This is a genomic window from Agrococcus jejuensis (genome assembly GCF_007679035.1).
GTDB lineage: Bacteria > Actinomycetota > Actinomycetes > Actinomycetales > Microbacteriaceae > Agrococcus > Agrococcus jejuensis_A.
In genome coordinates, this window is the sequence record NZ_VEFR01000001.1 from 83,381 (window position 1) to 104,088 (window position 20,708).

General features: G+C 72.6%; 21 protein-coding genes. 16 read left to right on the forward strand and 5 right to left on the reverse strand.

Features of this window, described 5'->3' with window-relative positions; genetic code table 11:
* The first annotated feature begins 17 nt into the window (after nucleotides 1-17).
* Genes nhaA through FS793_RS00370 form a run of 3 tightly spaced genes read left to right on the forward strand, consistent with a single transcriptional unit; the run spans nucleotide 18 to nucleotide 2,005 of the window.
* Nucleotides 18-1,319 (forward strand): Na+/H+ antiporter NhaA, encoded by a 1,302-nt coding sequence (gene nhaA / locus FS793_RS00360; RefSeq protein ID WP_144717459.1) that lies wholly within the window; start codon nucleotides 18-20, stop codon nucleotides 1,317-1,319.
* 24 nt (nucleotides 1,320-1,343) lie between these two features.
* Nucleotides 1,344-1,628 (forward strand): hypothetical protein, encoded by a 285-nt coding sequence (locus FS793_RS00365; protein ID WP_144717461.1) that lies wholly within the window; start codon nucleotides 1,344-1,346, stop codon nucleotides 1,626-1,628.
* Nucleotides 1,629-1,669: 41 nt separating this feature from the next.
* Nucleotides 1,670-2,005 carry a DUF7882 family protein gene (locus FS793_RS00370; protein WP_144717463.1) on the forward strand — a complete coding sequence of 112 codons (336 nt, stop codon included), beginning with the start codon at nucleotides 1,670-1,672 and terminating at the stop codon, nucleotides 2,003-2,005.
* A 31-nt stretch (nucleotides 2,006-2,036) separates the two neighbouring features.
* Here the strand turns inward: FS793_RS00370 and FS793_RS00375 are convergent, their stop codons facing one another.
* Nucleotides 2,037-2,378 carry a GIY-YIG nuclease family protein gene (locus FS793_RS00375; RefSeq protein ID WP_144717465.1) on the reverse strand — a complete coding sequence of 114 codons (342 nt, stop codon included), beginning with the start codon at nucleotides 2,376-2,378 and terminating at the stop codon, nucleotides 2,037-2,039.
* A gap of 634 nt (nucleotides 2,379-3,012) precedes the next feature.
* Here FS793_RS00375 and FS793_RS00380 point away from each other — a divergent pair.
* Genes FS793_RS00380 through FS793_RS00390 form a run of 3 tightly spaced genes read left to right on the forward strand, consistent with a single transcriptional unit; the run spans nucleotide 3,013 to nucleotide 5,707 of the window.
* Entirely contained in the window at nucleotides 3,013-3,426 is a 414-nt protein-coding gene (locus FS793_RS00380; protein ID WP_144717467.1) for a VOC family protein, read from the forward strand.
* Between the two features lie 43 nt (nucleotides 3,427-3,469).
* On the forward strand, nucleotides 3,470-4,651 hold the full coding sequence (locus FS793_RS00385) for an acetyl-CoA C-acyltransferase (protein ID WP_144717469.1): 1,182 nt from the start codon (nucleotides 3,470-3,472) through the stop codon (nucleotides 4,649-4,651).
* Nucleotides 4,652-4,672: 21 nt separating this feature from the next.
* Complete coding sequence (locus tag FS793_RS00390) at nucleotides 4,673-5,707, forward strand: LLM class flavin-dependent oxidoreductase (protein ID WP_144717471.1); 1,035 nt, start codon at nucleotides 4,673-4,675, stop codon at nucleotides 5,705-5,707.
* Here the strand turns inward: FS793_RS00390 and FS793_RS00395 are convergent.
* Nucleotides 5,704-6,234 carry a DUF4395 domain-containing protein gene (locus FS793_RS00395; protein ID WP_144717473.1) on the reverse strand — a complete coding sequence of 177 codons (531 nt, stop codon included), beginning with the start codon at nucleotides 6,232-6,234 and terminating at the stop codon, nucleotides 5,704-5,706. The two genes, FS793_RS00390 and FS793_RS00395, sit on opposite strands and share 4 nt — an antisense overlap.
* Nucleotides 6,235-6,320: 86 nt before the next feature.
* On the reverse strand, nucleotides 6,321-6,911 hold the full coding sequence (locus FS793_RS00400) for a DNA-3-methyladenine glycosylase I (RefSeq protein WP_144717475.1): 591 nt from the start codon (nucleotides 6,909-6,911) through the stop codon (nucleotides 6,321-6,323).
* Between the two features lie 40 nt (nucleotides 6,912-6,951).
* On the opposite strand from FS793_RS00400, the gene FS793_RS00405 reads away from it, so the two are divergent.
* The 5 genes from FS793_RS00405 to FS793_RS00425 all read left to right on the forward strand — a co-directional run bounded on the left by FS793_RS00405 (nucleotide 6,952) and on the right by FS793_RS00425 (nucleotide 10,036).
* Nucleotides 6,952-7,689, forward strand: a complete 738-nt coding sequence (locus FS793_RS00405; RefSeq protein WP_144717477.1) for an AzlC family ABC transporter permease — start codon at nucleotides 6,952-6,954, stop codon at nucleotides 7,687-7,689.
* On the forward strand, nucleotides 7,686-8,000 hold the full coding sequence (locus FS793_RS00410; protein ID WP_144717479.1) for an AzlD domain-containing protein: 315 nt from the start codon (nucleotides 7,686-7,688) through the stop codon (nucleotides 7,998-8,000). The genes FS793_RS00405 and FS793_RS00410 overlap by 4 nt, the downstream gene beginning before the upstream one ends.
* Before the next feature lie 172 nt (nucleotides 8,001-8,172).
* A complete protein-coding gene (locus FS793_RS00415; protein WP_144717480.1) occupies nucleotides 8,173-8,622 on the forward strand; it encodes an FHA domain-containing protein in 450 nt (149 codons plus the stop codon).
* Nucleotides 8,619-9,320, forward strand: coding sequence for a transcriptional regulator FtsR (ftsR, locus tag FS793_RS00420; protein WP_144717482.1), 702 nt, complete (start codon nucleotides 8,619-8,621; stop codon nucleotides 9,318-9,320). The genes FS793_RS00415 and ftsR overlap by 4 nt, the downstream gene beginning before the upstream one ends.
* A gap of 167 nt (nucleotides 9,321-9,487) precedes the next feature.
* A complete protein-coding gene (locus tag FS793_RS00425; RefSeq protein ID WP_144717484.1) occupies nucleotides 9,488-10,036 on the forward strand; it encodes a MerR family transcriptional regulator in 549 nt (182 codons plus the stop codon).
* A 79-nt stretch (nucleotides 10,037-10,115) separates the two neighbouring features.
* Here FS793_RS00425 and FS793_RS00430 read toward each other — a convergent pair whose 3' ends face one another.
* Nucleotides 10,116-11,033, reverse strand: coding sequence for a ParA family protein (locus tag FS793_RS00430; RefSeq protein ID WP_144717486.1), 918 nt, complete (start codon nucleotides 11,031-11,033; stop codon nucleotides 10,116-10,118).
* 75 nt (nucleotides 11,034-11,108) lie between these two features.
* Here FS793_RS00430 and FS793_RS00435 point away from each other — a divergent pair, with 75 nt between their 5' ends.
* The 3 genes from FS793_RS00435 (at nucleotide 11,109) to FS793_RS00445 (ending at nucleotide 16,415) form a co-directional block, all read left to right on the forward strand.
* The gene (locus tag FS793_RS00435; protein WP_144717488.1) at nucleotides 11,109-14,507 is read left to right on the forward strand and encodes a pyruvate carboxylase; all 3,399 of its coding nucleotides are present in this window, start codon (nucleotides 11,109-11,111) and stop codon (nucleotides 14,505-14,507) included.
* Nucleotides 14,504-15,862, forward strand: coding sequence for an FAD-dependent oxidoreductase (locus tag FS793_RS00440; protein ID WP_144717490.1), 1,359 nt, complete (start codon nucleotides 14,504-14,506; stop codon nucleotides 15,860-15,862). The genes FS793_RS00435 and FS793_RS00440 overlap by 4 nt, the downstream gene beginning before the upstream one ends.
* Before the next feature lie 61 nt (nucleotides 15,863-15,923).
* Nucleotides 15,924-16,415: a peptide deformylase gene (locus FS793_RS00445; protein ID WP_144717492.1), complete on the forward strand. Its 492-nt coding sequence runs from the start codon at nucleotides 15,924-15,926 to the stop codon at nucleotides 16,413-16,415.
* Between the two features lie 68 nt (nucleotides 16,416-16,483).
* Here FS793_RS00445 and FS793_RS00450 read toward each other — a convergent pair whose 3' ends face one another.
* Nucleotides 16,484-18,304, reverse strand: coding sequence for an AMP-dependent synthetase/ligase (locus FS793_RS00450; protein ID WP_260979947.1), 1,821 nt, complete (start codon nucleotides 18,302-18,304; stop codon nucleotides 16,484-16,486).
* Between the two features lie 159 nt (nucleotides 18,305-18,463).
* Between FS793_RS00450 and FS793_RS00455 the strand changes: the two genes are divergently transcribed.
* Together FS793_RS00455 and FS793_RS00460 are read left to right on the forward strand one after the other, a co-directional pair.
* Complete coding sequence (locus FS793_RS00455; RefSeq protein ID WP_144717495.1) at nucleotides 18,464-19,201, forward strand: lysophospholipid acyltransferase family protein; 738 nt, start codon at nucleotides 18,464-18,466, stop codon at nucleotides 19,199-19,201.
* Nucleotides 19,158-20,648, forward strand: a complete 1,491-nt coding sequence (locus FS793_RS00460; RefSeq protein ID WP_144717497.1) for a class II 3-deoxy-7-phosphoheptulonate synthase — start codon at nucleotides 19,158-19,160, stop codon at nucleotides 20,646-20,648. Before FS793_RS00455 ends, FS793_RS00460 begins: the two co-directional genes overlap by 44 nt.
* Nucleotides 20,649-20,708 lie beyond the last annotated feature (60 nt).

Here is a 20,708-nt window from a genome sequence, read left to right on the forward strand (position 1 = left end):
GCGATCCGGGGAGCCCCATGACCACCATCACCGTGCCAGGCGCACGCCTGCGCCGCATCCTGCGGCAGGAGACCACGAGCGGAGTGCTGCTGCTCGTCGCCGCGCTCGCCGCCATCGTCTGGGCGAACACGCCGTGGCGCGAGGGCTACGCGGCGCTGTCCGCGACCGTCGTCGGCCCCTCGGCGCTGCATCTCGACCTCTCGCTCGCGACCTGGGCGGCAGACGGCCTGCTGGCCATCTTCTTCTTCGTGGTCGGGGTCGAGCTCAAGCACGAGATCGTCGCGGGCTCGCTGCGCGATCCGCGCCAGGCGGCGGTGCCCGTGCTCGCCGCGATCGGCGGCATGGCGCTGCCGGCCATCATCTTCGCCGTCGTGGTGCTGGGCCTCGGCGACCCGGGCGCGGCATCCGGCTGGGCGATCCCCACCGCGACCGACATCGCCTTCGCGCTCGCGATCCTCGCCGTGTTCGGCCGTGGGCTGCCCGTGCCGCTGCGCACCTTCCTGCTGACGCTCGCCGTCGTCGACGACCTGCTGGCCATCACGGTCATCGCCGTGTTCTACACCGCCTCGATCGACCTGCTCGCGCTCGCCGGGGCGCTCGTCGCCGTCGTCGTCTTCGCGGTGCTCGCACGCATGCGCCGGATGCCGTGGTGGGCGATGCTGCCCGTCGCGCTCGTCGGGTGGTGGCTCATGCACGAGGCTGGCGTGCACGCGACGGTCGCCGGCGTGCTGCTGGGGGCCACGATCCCCGCGCGGGCGATGCACGGCGAGGCCGAGGCGCGCACGCACCGCGTCGAGCACGTCGTGCGCCCGATCTCGTCGGGCCTCGCGCTGCCGATCTTCGCGTTCTTCGCCGCTGGCGTCACGGTCGTGGGTGGGGGTGCCTCGGCCCTGCTGACGCAGCCTGTCGCGCTCGCCATCGTGCTCGGGCTCGTCGTCGGCAAGCTGCTGGGCGTGCTGGGCGTCACGATCCTCGTGACCCGGCTCACGCCGCTGCACCTGCCCGACGGCATCGGCATCCGCGACCTGCGGCCCATCGCGCTGCTCACGGGCATCGGGTTCACGGTGTCGCTCCTCATCGCCGAGCTGTCGTTCCCCGATGCGGTGCACACCGACGCGGCGAAGCTCGCCGTGCTCGTCGCCTCGACGGCGGCGGCGATCCTCGCCGCGGTGGACCTGCGGCGGGATGCGCGGCGAGCGCGGTCGCGCGACATGAACGAGGACGGCGTGCCCGACCGGCCGTGGCCGCTGATCGGCGACCCCGAGCCGACGTCGGCGACGCACGTCAACCCCGACGACACGGCGCGCGGGCGGGCGTAGCGTCCACCACGAGAGGAGGGCGACATGACCGACGAGCACGTGCAGGGCACGCACCACGACAGCGCCACCGAGGGGGTCGCCACGGGCGGCCACCAGGATCGCGCGGAGCAGTGGCAGAAGGACGACGGGGCCGGCAGCACCCACGACGGATCCCGGCAGGACACCGCCGAGCAGTGGGCGAGCGAGGGCGGATCGACGAAGGAATCGCAGGACGCCGCGCACCAGTGGAGCGGCGACGACGCCGACGCCGGCGCGCAGGACACGCCGGCGCAGTGGTACGAGGAGGGCGACCAGCGCGGCGAGCGCTGACATCCCCCGAAGTCCCATCGCTGCCGCTAGCATCGGCGGCGATGGGACATCTCACCTATGCCGGCGCGACCGAGTACCAGATCGAGGATCGGATGCTCGCGCACCTCAAGACCGTGATCGCGTCGAAGCTGCGCCGCCAGGAGTCGTTCCTCGTGTCGTGGACGGTCGAGCCCGACTCCGGGTCGGGGCGCGTGAGCCTGTGGATGTCGCCGTCCGTGCCGCTCGAGTTCCGCTTCGCGGGCTCGCGGCCGCCGCAGCTGAACGGCGTCTGGCTCGAGGTGCTCGCGGAGATGGCCAACACGGCCCGCGGCCTCGTGCTCGTCGGCGAGGCTGAGGCGGAGGCCATCCATCGCGGCGAGGCCCCGCCCGAGCACTGACCTCGGCGCCGGATGCGTCGCGGGCCGTCCGTCACCGCCAGGACTGCGGCGGGTGATCGTCGTCCGCGACGTCGCGCTCGCGGCGGAGCCCTTCGGCGAACGAGCGGCTTCCTGAGCCCGGGAGCTCTGCGTGTCGTCCCTCGATCAGCATCCGCCGCTTCCTGCGGCTCCACCCCTGGACCTTCTTCTCGGCGAGGTACGCCTCCTCGATCGTGGGGAAGGCTTCGGCATAGACGAGCCTCACCGGGAGTCTTCGCTTCGTGTACGCGGCGCCGTCGCCGGCCTGATGCTGAGCGAGTCGGTAGCTCGCGTCGATGGCTGAGCCGACGTAGTACGAGCCGTCGGCGCACTCGAGGATGTACATGTGCGGCATGGCCGTGAGCATGGCCGTCTGCATCGCGACGCCATCGGACCGCGACGCGCCCTGTGGACGTCGCCTGACTGTTCGGGACGCACAGCCCCGGGAGGGACGGCGGTTCTCGTGACGCGTGCTCGCCCTCTGGGCTCGCGCGCTCCTCGACGAGCGGGTGGGGATCGCCCCCTCGCGCCTTCTTCGCCCCCCCGGTTCCGGGACGCCGTCCTTCCAGCTGGTCGAGGAGGCCCCGAGCGCAGCGAGGAGCCGTCACGAGACCGCGCGACGTGCCCGCTCGACGCGAGCACGCGCATGGCTGGGCGGGAACGGCGGTCGCGTGGTCTCGTGACGCGGGCTCGCTGCGCTCGCGCGCTCCTCGACCAGCTGGTGGGCAGGGCGCCGCCCACCCAGCTGGTCGAGGAGGTCCCGAGCGCAGCGAGGAGCCGTCACGAGACCTCGCGACGTGCCCGCTCGACGCGACCATGCGCGTGGCTGCGTGGGAGCGGCAGTCGCGTGGTCTCGTGACGCGGGCTCGCTGCGCTCGCGCGCTCCTCGACCAGCTGCTGGGGGACCCTCCGACCCGTGGGCAGCCGCGACCCTGGCGCGCCCTCGCGACTCGGGTGCACCATGTCGGCATCGACGAGGAGGTCGCACCATGGCCACGACGCTCAACCCCTACCTGGCGTTCCCCGGCACCGCCGCCGAGGCGATGGCGTTCTACCATCACGTGCTCGGCGGCACGCTCGACTCCAGCACCTTCGGCGACACCGGCACGGGCAGCCCCGGTGAGGCGCACAAGATCATGCACGCGCAGCTCGAGACAGAGGCCGGCCACACCCTCATGGGCTCCGACATCCCCGACGGGATGCCGCTCGAGCGCGGCACGCCCCAGGTGTCGCTCTCGGGCGACGACGAGACGCTGCTGCGCCGCTGGTGGGAGGGCCTCTCCGACGGCGCCACCGTCATGGAGGAGCTGCAGCAGGCGCCGTGGGGCGACCTCTTCGGCATGCTGATCGACCGCTACGGCGTGCTGTGGATGGTGAACGTCGTCGCGACGCCGACGGAGTGACCCGGTCGTAGGCTGGCGGCACCGCCACTGCGAAGGAGCAGCCATGACCGACACGATCGTCGCCGGATACGCCCGCACCCCGTTCGCCCGCTACCTCGGGCAGCTCGCCTCCACGTCGTCCACGACGCTCGGCGGTCACGCCGGCGCCGCCGCGCTCGCGCAGGCGGGGGTGTCGCCCGAGTCCGTGCAGTCGGTGATCGTCGGCCAGGTGCTCCCAGCCGCCGTCGGCCAGAACCCGCCGCGACAGGCAGCGGTCGCCGCGGGCGTGCCCATGTCGGTGCCGGCGCTCGGCATCAACGCCGTGTGCCTCTCGGGCACCGAGGCCGTCGTCGCAGGCCACCGCATGATCCAGCTCGGCGAGGCCGACGTCGTGCTCGCCATCGGGCAGGAGTCGATGTCGCTCGCCCCGCACGCGGCGCCCATGCGCACCGGCCAGCGCTTCGGCGCGCTGTCGCTCGTCGACACCATGGAGCACGACGGTCTCACCGACGCCTTCGAGCGGCGTTCCATGGGTGCGTCGACCGAGTCGTTCAACGGACCGCTCGGAGTGACCCGCGAGGAGCAGGACGCGTTCGCCGCCGCCTCGCACCAGCGGCTCGCCGCCGCGCAGGATGCTGGGCTGCTCGACGACGAGATCGCGCCGATCGAGGTGCGCAAGGGCAGGGAGACGGTGACCGTCTCCGCCGACGACGGCGGCCGACCCGACACGACCGCCGAGTCGCTGTCGGCGCTGCGCCCCGCGTTCGACCGCGAGCACGGCACGATCACGGCAGGCAACGCGTCGCAGATCACCGACGGCGCGGCCGCCGTGGTGCTCGTCTCGGATCGCTACGCCGCCGAGCACGGCATCGCAGGCCTCGCGAAGGTGCGTGCCACGGGCTTCGTCGCAGGCCCCGACGTCTCGCTGCACGCGCAGCCGTCGAACGCGATCCTGCAGGCGCTCGGCCGCGCCGGCGCGAGCGCATCCGACCTCGTCGCCATCGAGATCAACGAGGCGTTCGCGGCCGTCGGCATCGTGTCGACGCGCGAGCTGGGCGTCGACCCGGCGATCGTGAACGCCAACGGCGGCGCCATCGCGCTCGGCCACCCCATCGGCGCATCCGGTGCGCGCATCGTCGGCCACCTCGCGCGTCGTCTGCAGCGCGCGGGCTCCGGCTCCCTCGGCGCCGTGGGCATCTGCGGTGGCGGCGGCCAGGGCAGCGCCGTCGTGCTCGAGGCGATCTAGCCGACGACGCGCGGCGCAGGAATGGGGGAGGAGGGCGCCACGTTGGCTCTCGACGTGCGCCTCTCCATCCTCGACCTCGCCCCCGTCAGCCGTCACGAGTCCGTCGCCGACTCCCTCGCAGGCAGCGTCTCGCTGGCGCAGACGGCCGAGCGGCTCGGCTTCGAGCGCGTCTGGTACGCCGAGCACCACAACATGCCAACGATCGCGTCGAGCGCCACGGCGGTGCTCATCGCGCACGTCGCGGCGCACACGTCGACCATCCGGCTCGGCTCGGGCGGCATCATGCTGCCCAACCACTCGCCGCTCGTGATCGCCGAGCAGTTCGGCACGCTCGCGACGCTGCACCCGAATCGCATCGACCTGGGTCTCGGCCGTGCGCCGGGCACCGATCAGCGCACGCTGCAGGCGCTGCGCCGCGACCCGCGCGTCGCGGACCGGTTCCCGCACGACGTGCGCGAGCTGCAGGGCTACCTGTCGGGGGCGTCGATCGTCGACGGCGTGCAGGCCGTGCCGGGCGCCGGCACGAACGTGCCGCTCACGATCCTCGGCTCGAGCCTGTTCGGCGCCGAGCTCGCCGCCGCCTACGGCCTGCCGTACGCGTTCGCGTCGCACTTCGCGCCCGACCTGCTGCTGCAGGCCGTGCGCGTGTACCGCGAGTCGTTCCAGCCGTCGGCGCAGCTCGCCGAGCCCTTCGTCATCGCGGCGTTCAACGCGATCGTCGCGCCGACGCGCGAGGAGGCGGCCGAGATGGATGCGGTCGTGCGCCGCTCGCGCATCCGCTCGTTCCTGCTGCGCGGTGCCGCGGCGGCCGAGTCGCTCTCCGACGAGGACCTCGACGTGCTCGCCGAGTCGCCGCAGGGTCGGCAGGTGCTCGGCATGATGCGCCGCTCCGTCGTCGGCACCGGCGAGGATGCCGCCCTGGCGATCGACGCGTTCGCTGCGGAGGCGTCGGCTGACGAGGTCATGCTCGCGGTGCACGGCACGCGGGCCGACGAGCGCACGCGAGCGCTCGAGCTCCTCGCCGCCGCGCGCGTCGCGGCGCCGCAGCCGGCCTAGGCGGTCGCGCGCTCGGCGGCGAGCGCCGCCGACCGCTGCTGCAACCGGGCCGTGACGTCGGCGCACGCCTCGCACACCGACGCGGGGATGACGCCTGCGGCCATGAGTCGCGCGAAGATCCAGCAGCCGAGGCAGAAGCCCGCGAACGCCTCGGCGGATGCGGCGAGCACGATGACGCCCGCGAGCACCCAGGCGACGATCGGCGCCCCGAGCGTCCACGCGATCGCGGCGCCGCCGGTGACGACGAGGCCGATCGCCTGCGCGAAGCGCTTCGGCGGCCCGGGCACGAGCCTGGGGGCAGCGATGCGCGGCGCGACGACGCGCGTGGCCAGCAGCCCGAACGGCGAGTAGCGGGGTCCCCAGCCGACGCGCAGCGCGAAGCCCGCGGCGACGACCCACAGCGCCCAGCCCGCCTGCGGCAGCACGGTCGCGCCGAGCGCGACGATCGCGACCGTCGTCGCGACGACGAGTCCTGCGACGACACGCGCCGCGACCTCGTTCACGGGGTTCGGGAAGGTGAAGGCCATGCCGTCAGGATGCGGCGACGCCCGCGTCCTCGCGAGGGTGCGCCGTCACATGTCGTCACGCGCGCCGACCCGTGTGGCCGGGCGCGTCACGCCCACACGCCGCTCGAGCCGCGGCGGTGGCTGCCGACGAGATGCGTGTCCACCATGCCGACCGCCTCCATGAGCGCGTACATCGTCGTGGGGCCGACGTGCGCGAACCCGGCCTTCCGCAGCGCCTTCGCGAGGGCGATCGACTCGGGGCTCGACGTCGGCACCTCGGCGAAGGAGCGCGGCACGGGCGTCTCGGCGGGCTGGAACCTCCACAGGAACGCGGGAAGGCCACCCGCATCCCGCAGCGCGATCGTCGCTCGGGCGTTGCCGATCGTCGCGTCGACCTTGCGCCGGTTGCGCACGATGCCGGCGTCGGCCATGAGGCGCGCGACGTCGTCGTCGCCGAAGCGCGCGACCGCGTCGGGATCGAAGTCGGCGAACGCCGCACGGAACGCGGGGCGCTTGGCGAGGATCGTGCGCCACGACAGCCCCGACTGGAACGCCTCGAGCGACAGCCGCTCGAACAGTCCGCGCTCGTCGCACACCGGCATGCCCCACTCGGCGTCGTAGTAGTCGCGCAGCAGCGCGTCGTGCGCAGCCCATGCGGGCCTCACGAGACCGTCGTCGCCCACCACCAGATCCGCCATGCCCTCGACCCTAGGCTGATCGGGTGACGCAGGTGATCGAGTGACGCGCGAGCGGCGCAGCCCCACCGAACGGCAGGCCTGGCGCCAGGGGCTCTCGGTCGCGATCGCCACCGCCGCGTACGGCATCTCGTTCGGAGCGCTGTCGGTCGCGAGCGGCCTCGACGTGTGGCAGACGTGCGCCCTGAGCCTGCTGATGTTCTCGGGCGGCTCGCAGTTCGCGCTCGTCGGCGTCGTCGCGGGCGGCGGCGCCCCGGCGACCGCCATCGCCTCCGCGGCGATCCTCGGCGTGCGCAACACGCTCTACGGGCTCAGCGTGCGGCCGTGGCTCGGCGCGCACGGCGCGACCCGGCTGCCCGCAGCCATCCTGACGATCGACGAGTCGACGGCGGTGGGCCTCGCGCAGCCCGACGAGCGCGCCCGCCGCGTCGGCTTCTGGGTCACGGGCATCGGCATCTACCTCGGCTGGAACGCCACGACGCTCGTCGGCGCCCTCGTGGGCGACGTGCTGGGCGACGTGCGGATGTGGGGGCTGGATGCGGCTGCGGCCGCCGCGTTCGTCGGCCTGCTGTGGCCGCGGCTCGCCTCGCGCCAGGCGGCGGCGGTCGGCGTGGCGAGCGCCGTCGTCGCCGCGGTGCTCGTGCCTGCGCTGCCCGCCGGCGTGCCCGTGCTCGTCGCCGTGGTCGTCGCGATCGTCGTCGGCTGGACGAACTGGCTCGGCCGTCCGACGGCGTCGACGACGGATGCGGCGACCGGCCCCGATGCCCAGGAGCGCGCATGACCACGTGGCACGTCATCCTCGCCGCGTCGATCCTCGTCGTTGGCCTCAAGGTGCTCGGGCATCTGATGCCGGCCGGGCCGCTCGAGGGGCCGCGGCCGCGTCGCATCCTCGAGCTCGTCACGGTGTCGCTGCTCTCGGCGCTCGTCGCGGTGCAGACGCTCGCCGACGGCACGTCGCTCGTCGTCGACGCGCGCGTGCCCGCCGTGCTGCTCGCGGTCGTGCTCTACCGGCTGCGCGTGCCGTTCCTGGTCGTCGTCGTGGCGGCAGCGACGGTCGCGGCGCTGCTGCGGCGCTTCGCGGGCTGGGCATGATGCCGCTCGTGGCGGAGCCGTGGCGGCGCGCCGGGCGCGTGACGTAGAGTTCCGGGAACCCGGAGCCCTCGGCCCCGGCACGCACGGCTCGGCGACGCGGACGATTCGCGTAGTCTGAACCTGCACTCGAACGTGAGGCCCGACGCGGGCCGCCCCCGACCCAGGAGGACGCATGAGCGATCCCGACGGCGCACAGCGCGACGGCGACAGCACGCAGTCCTGGGGGCAGGACTACCAGCAGCAGCTCGCCTCGATGATGACGGGCGTCGGCCAGGACGAGCAGGAGGCCGTGGCAGCGCTGCCGTCGGGCTCCGCGCTGCTCATCGTGCGACGCGGACCCGACGTGGGCGCGCGATTCCTGCTCGACCAGGACGTCACGGTGGCCGGCCGCCACCCCGACGCCGACATCTTCCTCGACGACGTCACGGTCTCGCGTCGTCATGCCGAGTTCACCCGCTCGGGGCGCAGCTTCGAGGTGCGCGACCTCGGCTCGCTCAACGGCACCTACTCGGGCGGCGAGCGCGTCGAGCGCGCGCCGCTGCGCGACGGCACCGAGGTGCAGGTCGGCAAGTTCCGCCTCACGTTCTACGCCTCGCGGCACGACCTCGGCGCCGCCTCGTGAGCGCGCAGGCCGCGCCGCGCAGCGGGGCCTCGCGCACCACCCTCCTGTCGATCGGCCAGGTGCTCGCGCGCCTCACGCCCGAGTTCCCCGACCTCGCGCCGTCGAAGCTGCGCTTCCTCGAGGACCAGGGCCTCGTCGCGCCGGCGCGCACGCCCAGCGGCTATCGCAAGTTCTCGGCGGACGACGTCGACCGCGTGCGCTACATCCTCACGCTGCAGCGCGACCACTACCTGCCGCTCAAGGTCATCCTCGGGCACCTCGAGCAGGTGGATGCGGGCGAGGCGCAGCCGTTCACGGCCGGCAACGTCGTGTCGGAGGGGCCGAGCATCCTGCGCGTCGACCGCCGCCTGTCGCGTCGCGAGCTCGAGTCGAGCTCGGGCGCATCGCGTGCGCTCGTGCAGGAGGCGATCGCCGCGAGCCTCGTGCCGGCGGCCGAGCCGTACGACGAGCACGCGCTGCGCGTCGCCACGGCGCTCGTCGAGCTGCAGCGCTTCGGCATCGAGCCGCGTCACCTGCGCGGCATGCGGGCGTCGGCGGACCGCGAGGCGGCGCTCATCGAGACGGCCGTGCGGCCCGTGCTCGGGCGTCGCGGCGAGGGCAAGCCCAAGGCCGCGGAGGCCGCGCGCGACATCGCGGGGCAGATCGCGTCGATCCGCGAGGTGCTCGGTCGCGAGGCCGTCGAGCGCATCACGCGCTGACGCGGGCGATCCGCGGCGCCGATTCCGGCCGTTCGTCGGACCCCGGGCGTAGACTTCGACGACGAGAGCCCGACACGCCGGTGCGACATGCGCCGAGGCGGGGGTCCCGCTCTCTAGGCTTCGAGATGAAGGTTCAACTCCTGCTTGAAGGTTGAGAAGGGCACACGATGGCCGAGAACGAGACGACACCCCGATACGACTCGGGGTTGCTCTTCACCGACGGCCTGCCCGACGACGACGCCGTGCAGGGCTACCGCGGCGCCGACGCCGTGAAGGCCGCGGGCATCACGTACCGCCAGCTCGACTACTGGGCGCGCACCGACCTCGTCGTGCCCAGCATCCGCTCCGCGACCGGCTCCGGCTCGCAGCGGCTCTACGCCTTCCGCGACATCCTCGTGCTCAAGCTCGTCAAGCGCCTGCTCGACACCGGCATCTCGCTGCAGCAGATCCGCGTCGCCGTCGCGAGCCTGCGCGACGAGGGCGTCGGCGACCTCGCCCAGGTGCGCCTCGTCTCCGACGGCGCGAGCGTCTACCTCGTCACGAGCGCCGACGAGGTCATGGATCTCCTCGACCGCGGCCAGGGCGTGTTCGCCATCGCCGTCGGCACGGTCGTGCGCGAGGTGCAGTCCGAGCTCATCGAGCTCGACACGACGCCCGTCGAGCCGCTCATGGACGAGCTCGCAGCCCGACGCGCGGCGCGCACCCGGGCCTCCTGACCTTCGCCGCGCATCCGCGCGGAACGCGAGAGGCGCCCACCGAACGGTGGGCGCCTCTCGCATTCGCTGGGGGAGCGCGTCAGTCGCGGCGCTCCTCGGGGAGGTCCTCGCCGGTCGCCTCGGCCTCCGCGTCCTCGACGGCGGCAGCGCTCGACGCATCGAGCGCGGCCGTCGGCGCGGGCACGCGGCCGCCTGCGGCAGCCTCCTCGCCGTTCGCGGCGGCGGCGTCGAGCACGCGCTGCAGCAGCTCGTCGAACTGCAGCGCCATCTCCTGTGCGCCCTCGCCCGGCCACACGTGCAGCGGCCTGGCGGCGCCCTGCGCCTGCTGCATCGACGTGCGCTCGGGCAGGATCGTCTCGAGCACGAGCGGCCCGAACATGTCCTTGAGCTCCTGGATGCGGTACTGGTGCTCGAGCGACTGCGGACGCGCGCGGTTCACGACGATGCCGAGCGGCTGGAGGCGCGGGCTCAGGCCTCGGCGGATCTCCTCGATCGCGCGCAGTGCACGGTCGGCGGCGGCGACGGAGAAGAGGCCGGGCTCGGTCACGACCATGACGCGGTCGGATGCGGCCCACGCGGTGCGCGTGAGGGCGTTGAGGCTCGGCGCGCAGTCGATGAGCACGAGGTCGTACTCGGTCTCGAGGGTCGCGAGCGCCGTCTCGAGGCGCCAGATCTCCTTGATCGTGGGATGCGGGCCGTCGAAGTTGATGGCCGACGGGCTGCCGATGAGCACGTCGATCGTGCCGCCGTGGCCCTCGGTCCAGCCCGACGGGGCGATGGCCTGGCGCACGATCTTGTCGCGCGGGTTGCCGAGCACGTCGGCCACGTTCAGGCGGCCCTGCACGTCGATGTCCATGCCGGTCGAGGCGTCCGACTGCGGGTCGAGGTCGACCACGAGGGTGCGCAGTCCCTTCGCGAAGGCCGCCGAGGCGAGGCCGAGGGTGACGGTCGTCTTGCCGACGCCGCCCTTCAGGGAGCTGATGGAGAGGACGTGCACGGTACGCGAGCCTACCCCGACTACTGTGGGATGACGCGCTGGCAGGCCCCTTTCGAACGATCCCTTGGGAGACCCATGTTCCGCAAGCTCCTCGTCGCGAACCGAGGCGAGATCGCCATCCGGGCGTTCCGTGCCGCCAACGAGCTCGGCATCAAGACCGTGGCCGTGTACGCGCACGAGGATCGGAACTCGCTCCACTGCCAGAAGGCCGACGAGGCCTACCAGGTGGGCGAGGCGGGGCATCCGGTGCGTGCATACCTCGACGTCGACGACATCGTGCGCGTCGCGCAGGAGGCCGGCGCCGACGCCATCTACCCCGGCTACGGCTTCCTCTCCGAGAACCCGCGCCTCGCGACCGCGGCGGCCGAGGCCGGCATCACGTTCGTCGGTCCGCCCGCGAAGGTGCTCGCGTCCGCGGGCAACAAGGTCACGGCGAAGGAGCAGGCGATCGCCGCGGGCGTGCCGGTGCTGCGCTCGACGCCCGCGTCGAAGGACCTCGACGAGCTGCTCGCCGGCGCCGACGAGATCGGCTTCCCCGTCTTCTGCAAGGCCGTCGCGGGCGGCGGCGGGCGCGGCATGCGCCTCGTGCAGACGCGCGACGAGCTGCGCCCCGCGCTCGAGGCCGCCATGCGCGAGGCCGACTCGGCGTTCGGCGACCCGACGATGTTCATCGAGCAGGCCGTCGTGCGCCCCCGGCACATCGAGGTGCAGATCCTCGCCGACGCCACGGGGGACACCGTCCACCTGTTCGAGCGCGACTGCTCGGTGCAGCGCCGCCACCAGAAGGTCGTCGAGCTCGCGCCCGCGCCCAACCTCTCGGAGGAGAAGCGCGCCGAGCTGTACCGCGACGCCGTCGCCTTCGCCCGCTCGATCGACTACGTCAACGCGGGCACCGTCGAGTTCCTGCTCGACACCGCGGGCGACCGCGCGGGCGAGCACGTGTTCATCGAGATGAACCCGCGCATCCAGGTCGAGCACACCGTGACCGAGGAGATCACCGACGTCGACCTCGTGCAGTCGCAGATCCGCATCGCCGCGGGCGAGTCGCTCGCCGACCTCGGGCTCACCCAGGACCAGATCTCGATGCACGGCTTCGCGCTGCAGTGCCGCGTGACGACCGAGGACCCGGCCGACGGCTTCCGACCCGACACGGGCCGCATCACCGCCTACCGCTCGCCCGGCGGCGCCGGCGTGCGCCTCGACGGCGGCACGATCAACCCGGGCGCCGAGATCAGCCCGCACTTCGACTCGATGCTCGCGAAGGTCACGTGCCGCGGCCGCGACCTCGCCTCGGCGATCGCGCGCTCCCACCGCGCCGTGAGCGAGTTCCGCATCCGCGGCGTCGCCACGAACATCCCCTTCCTCCTCAACCTGCTCGACGACCCGCAGTTCCGCGCGGGCGACGTCTCGACGCACTTCATCGAGGAGCACCCCGAGCTCACGCGCATCGTGCCCTCGCGCGACCGCGCGTCGAAGGTGCTCTCCTGGCTCGCCGACGTCACGGTGAACAAGCCGAACGGCTCGGCCGACGGCGTCATCCAGCCCTCGCTCAAGCTGCCGGCGGTCGACCTCGAGACGCCCGCGCCCGACGGCGCGCGTCAGCGTCTGCAGACGCTCGGCCCCGTGGGCTTCGCGAAGGCGCTGCGCGACCAGACGGCCCTCGCGGTCACCGACACGACGTTCCGCGACGCGCACCAGTCGCTGCTCGCGACGCGCGTGCGCACCGCCGACCTCGTCGCGGTCGCTCCGCACGTCGCCCGCCTGACGCCGCAGCTGCTGTCGGTCGAGGCGTGGGGAGGGGCGACGTACGACGTCGCGCTGCGCTTCCTCGGCGAGGACCCGTGGGAGCGCCTGGCTGCGCTGCGCGAGGCCATGCCGAACCTGCCCATCCAGATGCTGCTGCGCGGTCGCAACACCGTCGGCTACACGCCGTACCCGACCGAGGTGACGAACGCGTTCGTCGACGAGGCCGCGCGCACGGGCATCGACGTCTTCCGCATCTTCGACGCCCTCAACGACGTCGACCAGATGCGCCCCGCGATCGACGCCGTGCTCGAGACGGGCTCGACGGTCGCCGAGGTGGCGCTGTGCTACTCGGGCGACCTGCTGAACCCCGACGAGGACCTCTACACGCTCGACTACTACCTGCGGCTCGCGGGTCGCATCGTGGATGCGGGCGCGCACGTGCTCGCGATCAAGGACATGGCGGGCCTGCTGCGCGCCGGTGCCGCGACGCAGCTCGTGACGGCGCTGCGCGCCGAGTTCGACGTGCCGGTGCACCTGCACACGCACGACACGGCGGGCGGCCAGCTCGCGACGATCCTCGCCGCCTCCGCGGCGGGCGTCGACGCCGTCGACGTCGCCTCCGCCGCCATGGCGGGCACGACGAGCCAGCCGCCGATGTCGGCGCTCGTCGCCGCCATCGCCCACACGGAGCGCGACACGGGCCTCGACCTGCAGGCCGTGAGCGACCTCGAGCCGTACTGGGAGGCCGTGCGCCGCCTCTACAAGCCGTTCGAGTCGGGCCTGCCGGGTCCCACCGGTCGCGTGTACAAGCACGAGATCCCGGGCGGCCAGCTGTCGAACCTGCGCCAGCAGGCCATCGCGCTCGGCCTCGCCGACGACTTCGAGCGCATCGAGGACTGGTACGCCGAGGCGAGCCGCATCCTGGGGCGCCCGACGAAGGTCACGCCGTCGTCGAAGGTCGTGGGCGACCTCGCGCTGCAGCTCGTGGCGCAGAACGTCGACCCCGCGGACTTCGAGGAGAACCCGGGGAAGTACGACATCCCCGACTCCGTCATCGGATTCATGGCCGGCGAGCTCGGCGACCTGCCGGGCGGATGGCCGGAGCCCTTCCGTACGAAGGTGCTCGAGGGCCGCACCGTCAAGATCGGCGTCACCGACCTCACCGACGAGCAGAAGGCGTCGCTCGTCGAGCCCGGGGTCGACCGGCAGCAGGCGCTCAACGCGCTGCTGTTCCCCGGCCCGACCAAGGACTTCCACGCGACGCGCGACGAGTTCGGCGACCTCTCGGTCGTCGACACGATCGACTTCCTCTACGGCATGCAGCCCGGCGAGGAGCACCGCGTCGGCATCGGCACGGGCGTCACGCTCAACGTGGCGCTCGAGGCGATCGGCAAGCCCGGCGAGGACGGCATGGTCACGGTCATGACGGTGCTGAACGGCCAGCTGCGGCCCGTCTACGTGCGCGACCGCTCGGTGAAGGTCGAGAAGCTCGCGGCCGAGAAGGCCGACTCGTCGCAGGCCGGCCACGTCGCCGCGCCGTTCGCGGGCGCCGTGACCGTGACGGTCGCCGAGGGCGACGCCGTCGCCGTCGGCCAGCCCGTCGCCACGATCGAGGCCATGAAGATGGAGGCCGCCATCACGGCGCAGGTCGCCGGCACGGTGCAGCGGCTCGCGATCCAGGGCACGCGTGCCGTGGAGGCGGGTGACCTGATCGCGGTGATCGCGTGATCGACGTCGAGCTCGCCGTCATCGGCTCCGGCAGCGGCAACGCCGTCGTCGGCCGCGAATGGGCCGGGCGCGCCGTCGCGATCGTCGACGATGCGCCCGCGTTCGGCGGCACGTGCCTCAACCGCGGCTGCATCCCCACGAAGATGCTCGTGCACCCCGCCGACGTCGTCGAGTCGGTGCGCCACGGCGCCCGCATCGGCGTCACGGGTGCCGCGACCGCCGACTGGCACGCCGTGCAGGAGCGCGTCTTCGGCCGCATCGACGCCAACGCGGCCGCGAGCGAGCGCTGGCGCCTCGGGCAGGAGGGCGTGCACGTCGTGCGCGAGCACGTGCACCTCGAGGATGCGCGCACGCTCGTGACGGCGTCGGGGGAGCGGATCCGCGCCGAGCGCCTCGTGATCGCCGTCGGCTCGCGGCCCCGGGCGATCCCGGGCGTCGATCCCGCGCTCGTGCACACGTCCGACACCGTCATGCGCATCCCGACGCTGCCTCCCACCGCGGTCGTCGTCGGCGGCGGGGCCATCGCCGTCGAGCTCGCGCACGTGCTGTCGGCGTTCGGCGTCGCCATCACGATGGTGCTGCGCGGCGACCGCGTGCTCTCGGGCGAGGACGCCGCGGTCTCCGACCTCGCGACGCGCGCCGCGGCCGACCGATTCACGGTGCTCCGCGGCCGCACGGTCGTCGGCGTCGAGGCCGTCGGCGACGACCGCCGCGTGACGCTCGACGACGGCTCCGTGCTCGACACGGGGCTCGTGCTGAACGCGACCGGTCGCATCCCGAACGCCGACGCGCTCGGCGCCGCCGAGCTCTTCGACACGCACCCCGACGGTCGTCTCGTCACCGACGCGCGCCTGCGCGTGCTCGCGGGCGGCGAGCCCGTCGAGGGCGTCTACGCGCTCGGCGACATCACGAGCGCGCACCAGCTGAAGCACGTCGCCAACGAGCAGGCGCGCGTCGTGCGGGCGAACCTGCGCGGCGAGGTCCTGGAGGACACGCTCGCACCGATCCCGCAGGCGATCTTCGGGCATCCCGAGGTCGCGTCGTTCGGCGTGCGCGGCCAGGATGCGCCCGCCGACGCCGTCGTCGTCGATCGCGCCTACTCGTCGACGGCCTACGGCTGGGCGATGGAGGACGAGTCGTCGTTCGCCCGTCTCGTCGTGGCTCGCGACGGGCAGATCCTCGGCGCGCACGTCGCCGGACCGCAGGCTGCCATCCTCATCCAGCCGCTCGTGCTCGCCGCGAGCCAGCGCCAGTCGGTGCGCGGCCTCGCCCGCAGCCTGTACTGGCCGCATCCCGCGTTGACCGAGGTGATCGAGAACGCCTTGCTCGACGCCGAGAAGGAGCTCGCCCGATGATGGATGGCGCCCACCGCCTCGACCTCCGGGGACTGCTCGACGCCGAGAAGGAGCACAAGCCATGACCGTTCGCGAGATCCGCGTGTTCGGCGATCCCGTGCTGCGCACGGCCGGCGACCCCGTCGACCCCGCCGACCCTGCGACGAGGCAGCTCGTCGAGGACCTCGTCGAGACCGTGCGGGTGCCCGGACGCGCGGGCGTGGCCGCCTGCCAGATCGGCGTCGCGGCGCGAGCGTTCAGCTACAACGTCGACGGCGACGTCGGCTACGTGCTCAACCCCGTGCTCGTCGAGGTGCGCGGCGAGGTCGAGCTCGTCGACGAGGGCTGCCTGTCGGTGCCGGGGCTCGGCTACCCGACGCCGAGGCACCCGTGGGCGCGCGTCGAGGGCGTCGACCTCGACGGCGGACGCGTCATCCTCGAGGGGTCGGGCCTCATGGCGCAGATGCTGCAGCACGAGTGCGCCCACCTCGACGGCCGCCTCTACGTGCAGGCGCTCGAGAAGGACGTGCGCGCGCAGGCGATGGCCGACATCCGCGCCTCCTCCTGGTTCTGAGCCGGGCATGACGAACGCCCCGGCGACCGCGAGGTCGCCGGGGCGTTCGTGCGTGCAGCGGGAGCCGGCTACGGCACCGAGACGCCGAACGACTCGTCGGCGTACAGGCGCTCGATCTCGTCGCCGAAGTCCTTGACGATGTTGTGGCGCTTGATCGACATCTTCGGCGTGAGGTGGCCGCCGTCCTCGGTGAACTCGACGGGCAGGATGACGAACTTGCGCACGGCCTCCGCACGCGAGACCTGCGCGTTGCCGTGCTGCACGGCACGCGTGACCTCGGCGACGACCTGCTCGTTCGCGATCGCCTCCTCGACGCGCATCGACTCGTCGAGGCCGTTGTTCTTCAGCCACGTCGGCAGCATCTCGGTGTCGAGCGTGACGAGCGCGCCGACGAACGGGCGCTGGTCGCCGACGGCGACGACCTGGCCCACGACGAGGTTCGAGCGGATCGGGTCCTCGAGCGTCGTCGGGGCGACGTTCTTGCCGCCCGCCGTCACCATGATCTCCTTCTTGCGACCCGTGATCCGCAGGTAGCCGTCGGCGTCGAGCTCGCCGAGGTCGCCGGTCTTGAACCACTCGCCGTCGAAGGCCTCGGCCGTCGCCTCGGGGTTGTTCCAGTACTCCTTGAACACGGCGATGCCGGCGATCTGCACCTCGCCGTCGTCGCCGATGCGCACGCCGTTGCCGGGCAGCACGGGGCCGACGGTGCCGATCTTGAACTTGTCCGGCCGGTTCACCGTCGCGGGCGCCGTCGTCTCGGTGAGGCCGTAGCCCTCGAGGATGCGGATGCCGAGGCTACGGTAGAAGTGGCCGAGGAAGGTCGACAGCGGGGCCGAGCCCGACACGGCGTACCGCACGCGGCCGCCGAGGGCAGCCTTGAGCTTCTTGTAGACGAGGGCGTCGAAGACGCGGAACTGCAGCGCGAGCCCGAGCGGGACCTTGCCCGCGTCGACGGCCTTCGAGTGCGCGACCGCGACGTCGGCGGCCTTGCGGAAGATCTTGCCCTTGCCGCCGGCCTCGGCCTTCTGCTCCGAGACGTTGAACACCTTCTCGAACACGCGCGGCACGGCGAGGAGGAACGTGGGGGAGAAGGAGGTCATCGACTCGACCAGCTTCTTGGTGTCGGGCTGGTGGCCCACCTTGACGCCTGCCGTGACGGCGAGCGCGGCGATGAAGCGCGCGAAGACGTGCGCCGTCGTGATGAACAGCAGCGTCGACGAGCCGGGGGCCACGACCTCGCCGAGGTCGATCGCGGCGTTGCGCGAGAGCTCGACGAAGTTGGCGTTGGTGAGCACGACGCCCTTCGGGCGGCCCGTCGAGCCCGACGTGTAGATGAGCGTCGCGACGTCGTCGGCCTTCGCGATGCGGCTGCGTCGCTCGATCTCCTCGTCGGGCACGTCGACGCCCTGCGCGACGAGCTCGTCGAGGTGGCCGGAGTCGAGGCGCCACACGTCGCCGATCGCGGGCAGGTCGCCCTGCACCTCGTCGAGGCGCGCGAGCATCTCGGCGGTCTCGACGATGACGCGCGTCGCGCCGGAGTCCGACAGGATCCACTGGATCTGGCTGGGTGCGCTCGTCTCGTAGACGGGCACGAGGATGGCGCCGGCGAACCAGACGGCGAAGTCGATGAGCGTCCACTCGTAGCGCACGCGCGACATGATGCCGATGCGGTCGCCGGGCTCGACGCCGGCGGCGACGAGGCCCTTCGCGAGGGCGACGACCTGCGCGTGGAACTCACGCGTCGACACGTCCTTCCACCCCGCTCCGTCTGGCACGGCGAACAGGGGCGCGTCGGGCGACGTCGTCATGCGGTCGCGCAGCAGGTCGCACGTGTTCGCATTCGGATCGCGCTCGACGAGCACGGGTCGGATCTGGCCGGCGTCGGTCACGGTGGCTCCTTCGGCTCCGTACGTGAGGGCTCGTCACGATCCTATGGGGAGAGGCTGTGACCGCGCGGCCCCGCCGAGGCCCCGCAGCGACACCGCGGGGGATGCCGACCCTCGGCACGGGCGTCTGGCTAGAGTGGGGCGCCGGGGGTGGTGCGTTCGATGTTCAACTGGCTACTGAAGCACTGGATCGTGGGGCCGTACATCCTCACGGTGTTCCGTCCGTGGATCAAGGGCATGGAGCACATCCCGGCCACGGGCCCCGTCATCATCGCGGGCAACCACCTGTCGTTCATCGACTCCGTGCTCATGCCGCTCGTGGTGCGCCGACGCGTGTACTTCCTCGCGAAGTCGGAGTACTTCACGGGCCGCGGCCTCAAGGGCGCGCTCGTGCGATGGTTCTTCCTCGCCTCCGGCCAGCTGCCCATCGACCGCTCGGGCGGCAAGGCGAGCGAGGCGAGCCTCGACTCCGGCCTCAAGGTGCTCGCGCGGGGCGACGTGCTCGGCATCTACCCCGAGGGCACGCGCAGCCCTGACGGCAAGCTCTACCGCGGTCGCACGGGCATCGCCCGCATGGTGCTCGAGGGCCAGGTGCCCGTCGTGCCGTGCGTCATGATCGGCACGGAGCAGATCATGCCGACGGGCACGTTCCTGCCGAAGGTCGGCCGCGTCGGCATCGTGTTCGGCGAGCCGCTCGACTTCTCGCGCTACTACGGCCTCGACACCGATCGCTTCGTGCTGCGCTCGGTGACCGACGAGATCATGTACGCCCTCGCTCGCCTGAGCGACCAGGAGTACGTCGACGTCTACGCGTCGAGCGCCAAGGCCAAGCGCCCCGCAGCCGCGAAGCCGGCGGATGCGCCGACGACCGCGTCGGCGACGGAGCCCACGGCCGCCTGACGCTGCGCCCTCGGCGAAGCCCGCCGCCGGCGGCCGGCCGCGGTCGTCATGCGGCACCCGCGCGCGCGTAGACTCGACCCTCGTGACCACCGCAGCCATCAGCCCCGATCCCACCCTCGTCGCCGGGCTCGACGCGTATCGCTCGCTGCCCATCAAGCAGCAGCCCGCGTGGCCGGATGCGGATGCCATCGACGCCGTGCGCGCGGAGCTCGCGACGCTGCCGCCGCTCGTCTTCGCCGGCGAGGTCGACATGCTGCGCGACCGGCTCGCGGCCGCCGCATCCGGCCACGCGTTCGTGCTGCAGGGCGGCGATTGCGCGGAGACCTTCGCAGGTGCGACGGCCGACCAGATCCGCAACCGGGTCAAGACGATCCTGCAGATGTCGGTCGTGCTCACGTACGGCGCCGCCATGCCCGTCGTGAAGATGGGTCGCATGGCCGGCCAGTTCGCCAAGCCCCGCTCGAGCGACCTCGAGACGCGCGAGGGCGTGACGCTGCCGGCGTACCGCGGCGACATCGTGAACGGCTACCCCTTCACCGAGGAGTCGCGCACGGCCGACCCGCAGCGCATCCTGCGCGGCTACCACATGGCCGCGTCGACGCTGAACCTCGTGCGCGCCTTCACGCAGGGTGGCTTCGCCGACCTGCGCGAGGTGCACTCGTGGAACAAGGGCTTCGCGAAGAACCCGGCGAACGCGCGCTACGAGGCGCTCGCGGGCGAGATCGACCGCGCCATCCGCTTCATGGAGGCCGCGGGCGCGAACTTCGACGAGCTGCGCGCCGTGGAGTTCTACACGGGTCACGAGGGCCTGCTCATGGACTACGAGCGGCCGATGACGCGCGTCGACTCGCGCACGGGCCTCGCGTACGACACGTCGAGCCACTTCCAGTGGATCGGCGAGCGCACGCGCGAGATCGACGGCGCGCACGTCGACTTCTTCTCCCGAGTCCGCAACCCGATCGGCGTGAAGCTCGGCCCGTCGACGACGCCCGACGACATGGAGCGCCTCGTCGACCGCCTCGACCCCGAGCGCGAGCCGGGCCGCCTGACGTTCATCACCCGCATGGGTGCCGGCACGATCCGCGACGCGCTGCCCGCGCTGCTCGAGGCGTCGAAGTCGCTGGAGTCGACGCCCGTGTGGATCACCGACCCCATGCACGGCAATGGCATCACGACGCGCAACGGCTACAAGTCGCGCCGCTTCGACGACGTCGTCGACGAGGTGCGCGGCTTCTTCGAGGCGCACCGCGCCGCCGGCACGTTCCCGGGCGGCCTGCACGTGGAGCTCACGGGCGACGACGTCACCGAGTGCCTCGGCGGCTCGGAGCAGATCGACGAGGCGGCGCTCGAGAGCCGCTACGAGTCGCTGTGCGACCCGCGCCTCAACCACATGCAGTCGCTCGAGCTCGCGTTCCTCGTCGCCGAGGAGCTGCGCGCGATCTCCTGATCCATCCAGCACGCACGAAGGGCCGGTCCGCAAGGACCGGCCCTTCGTGCATCCCCTGCG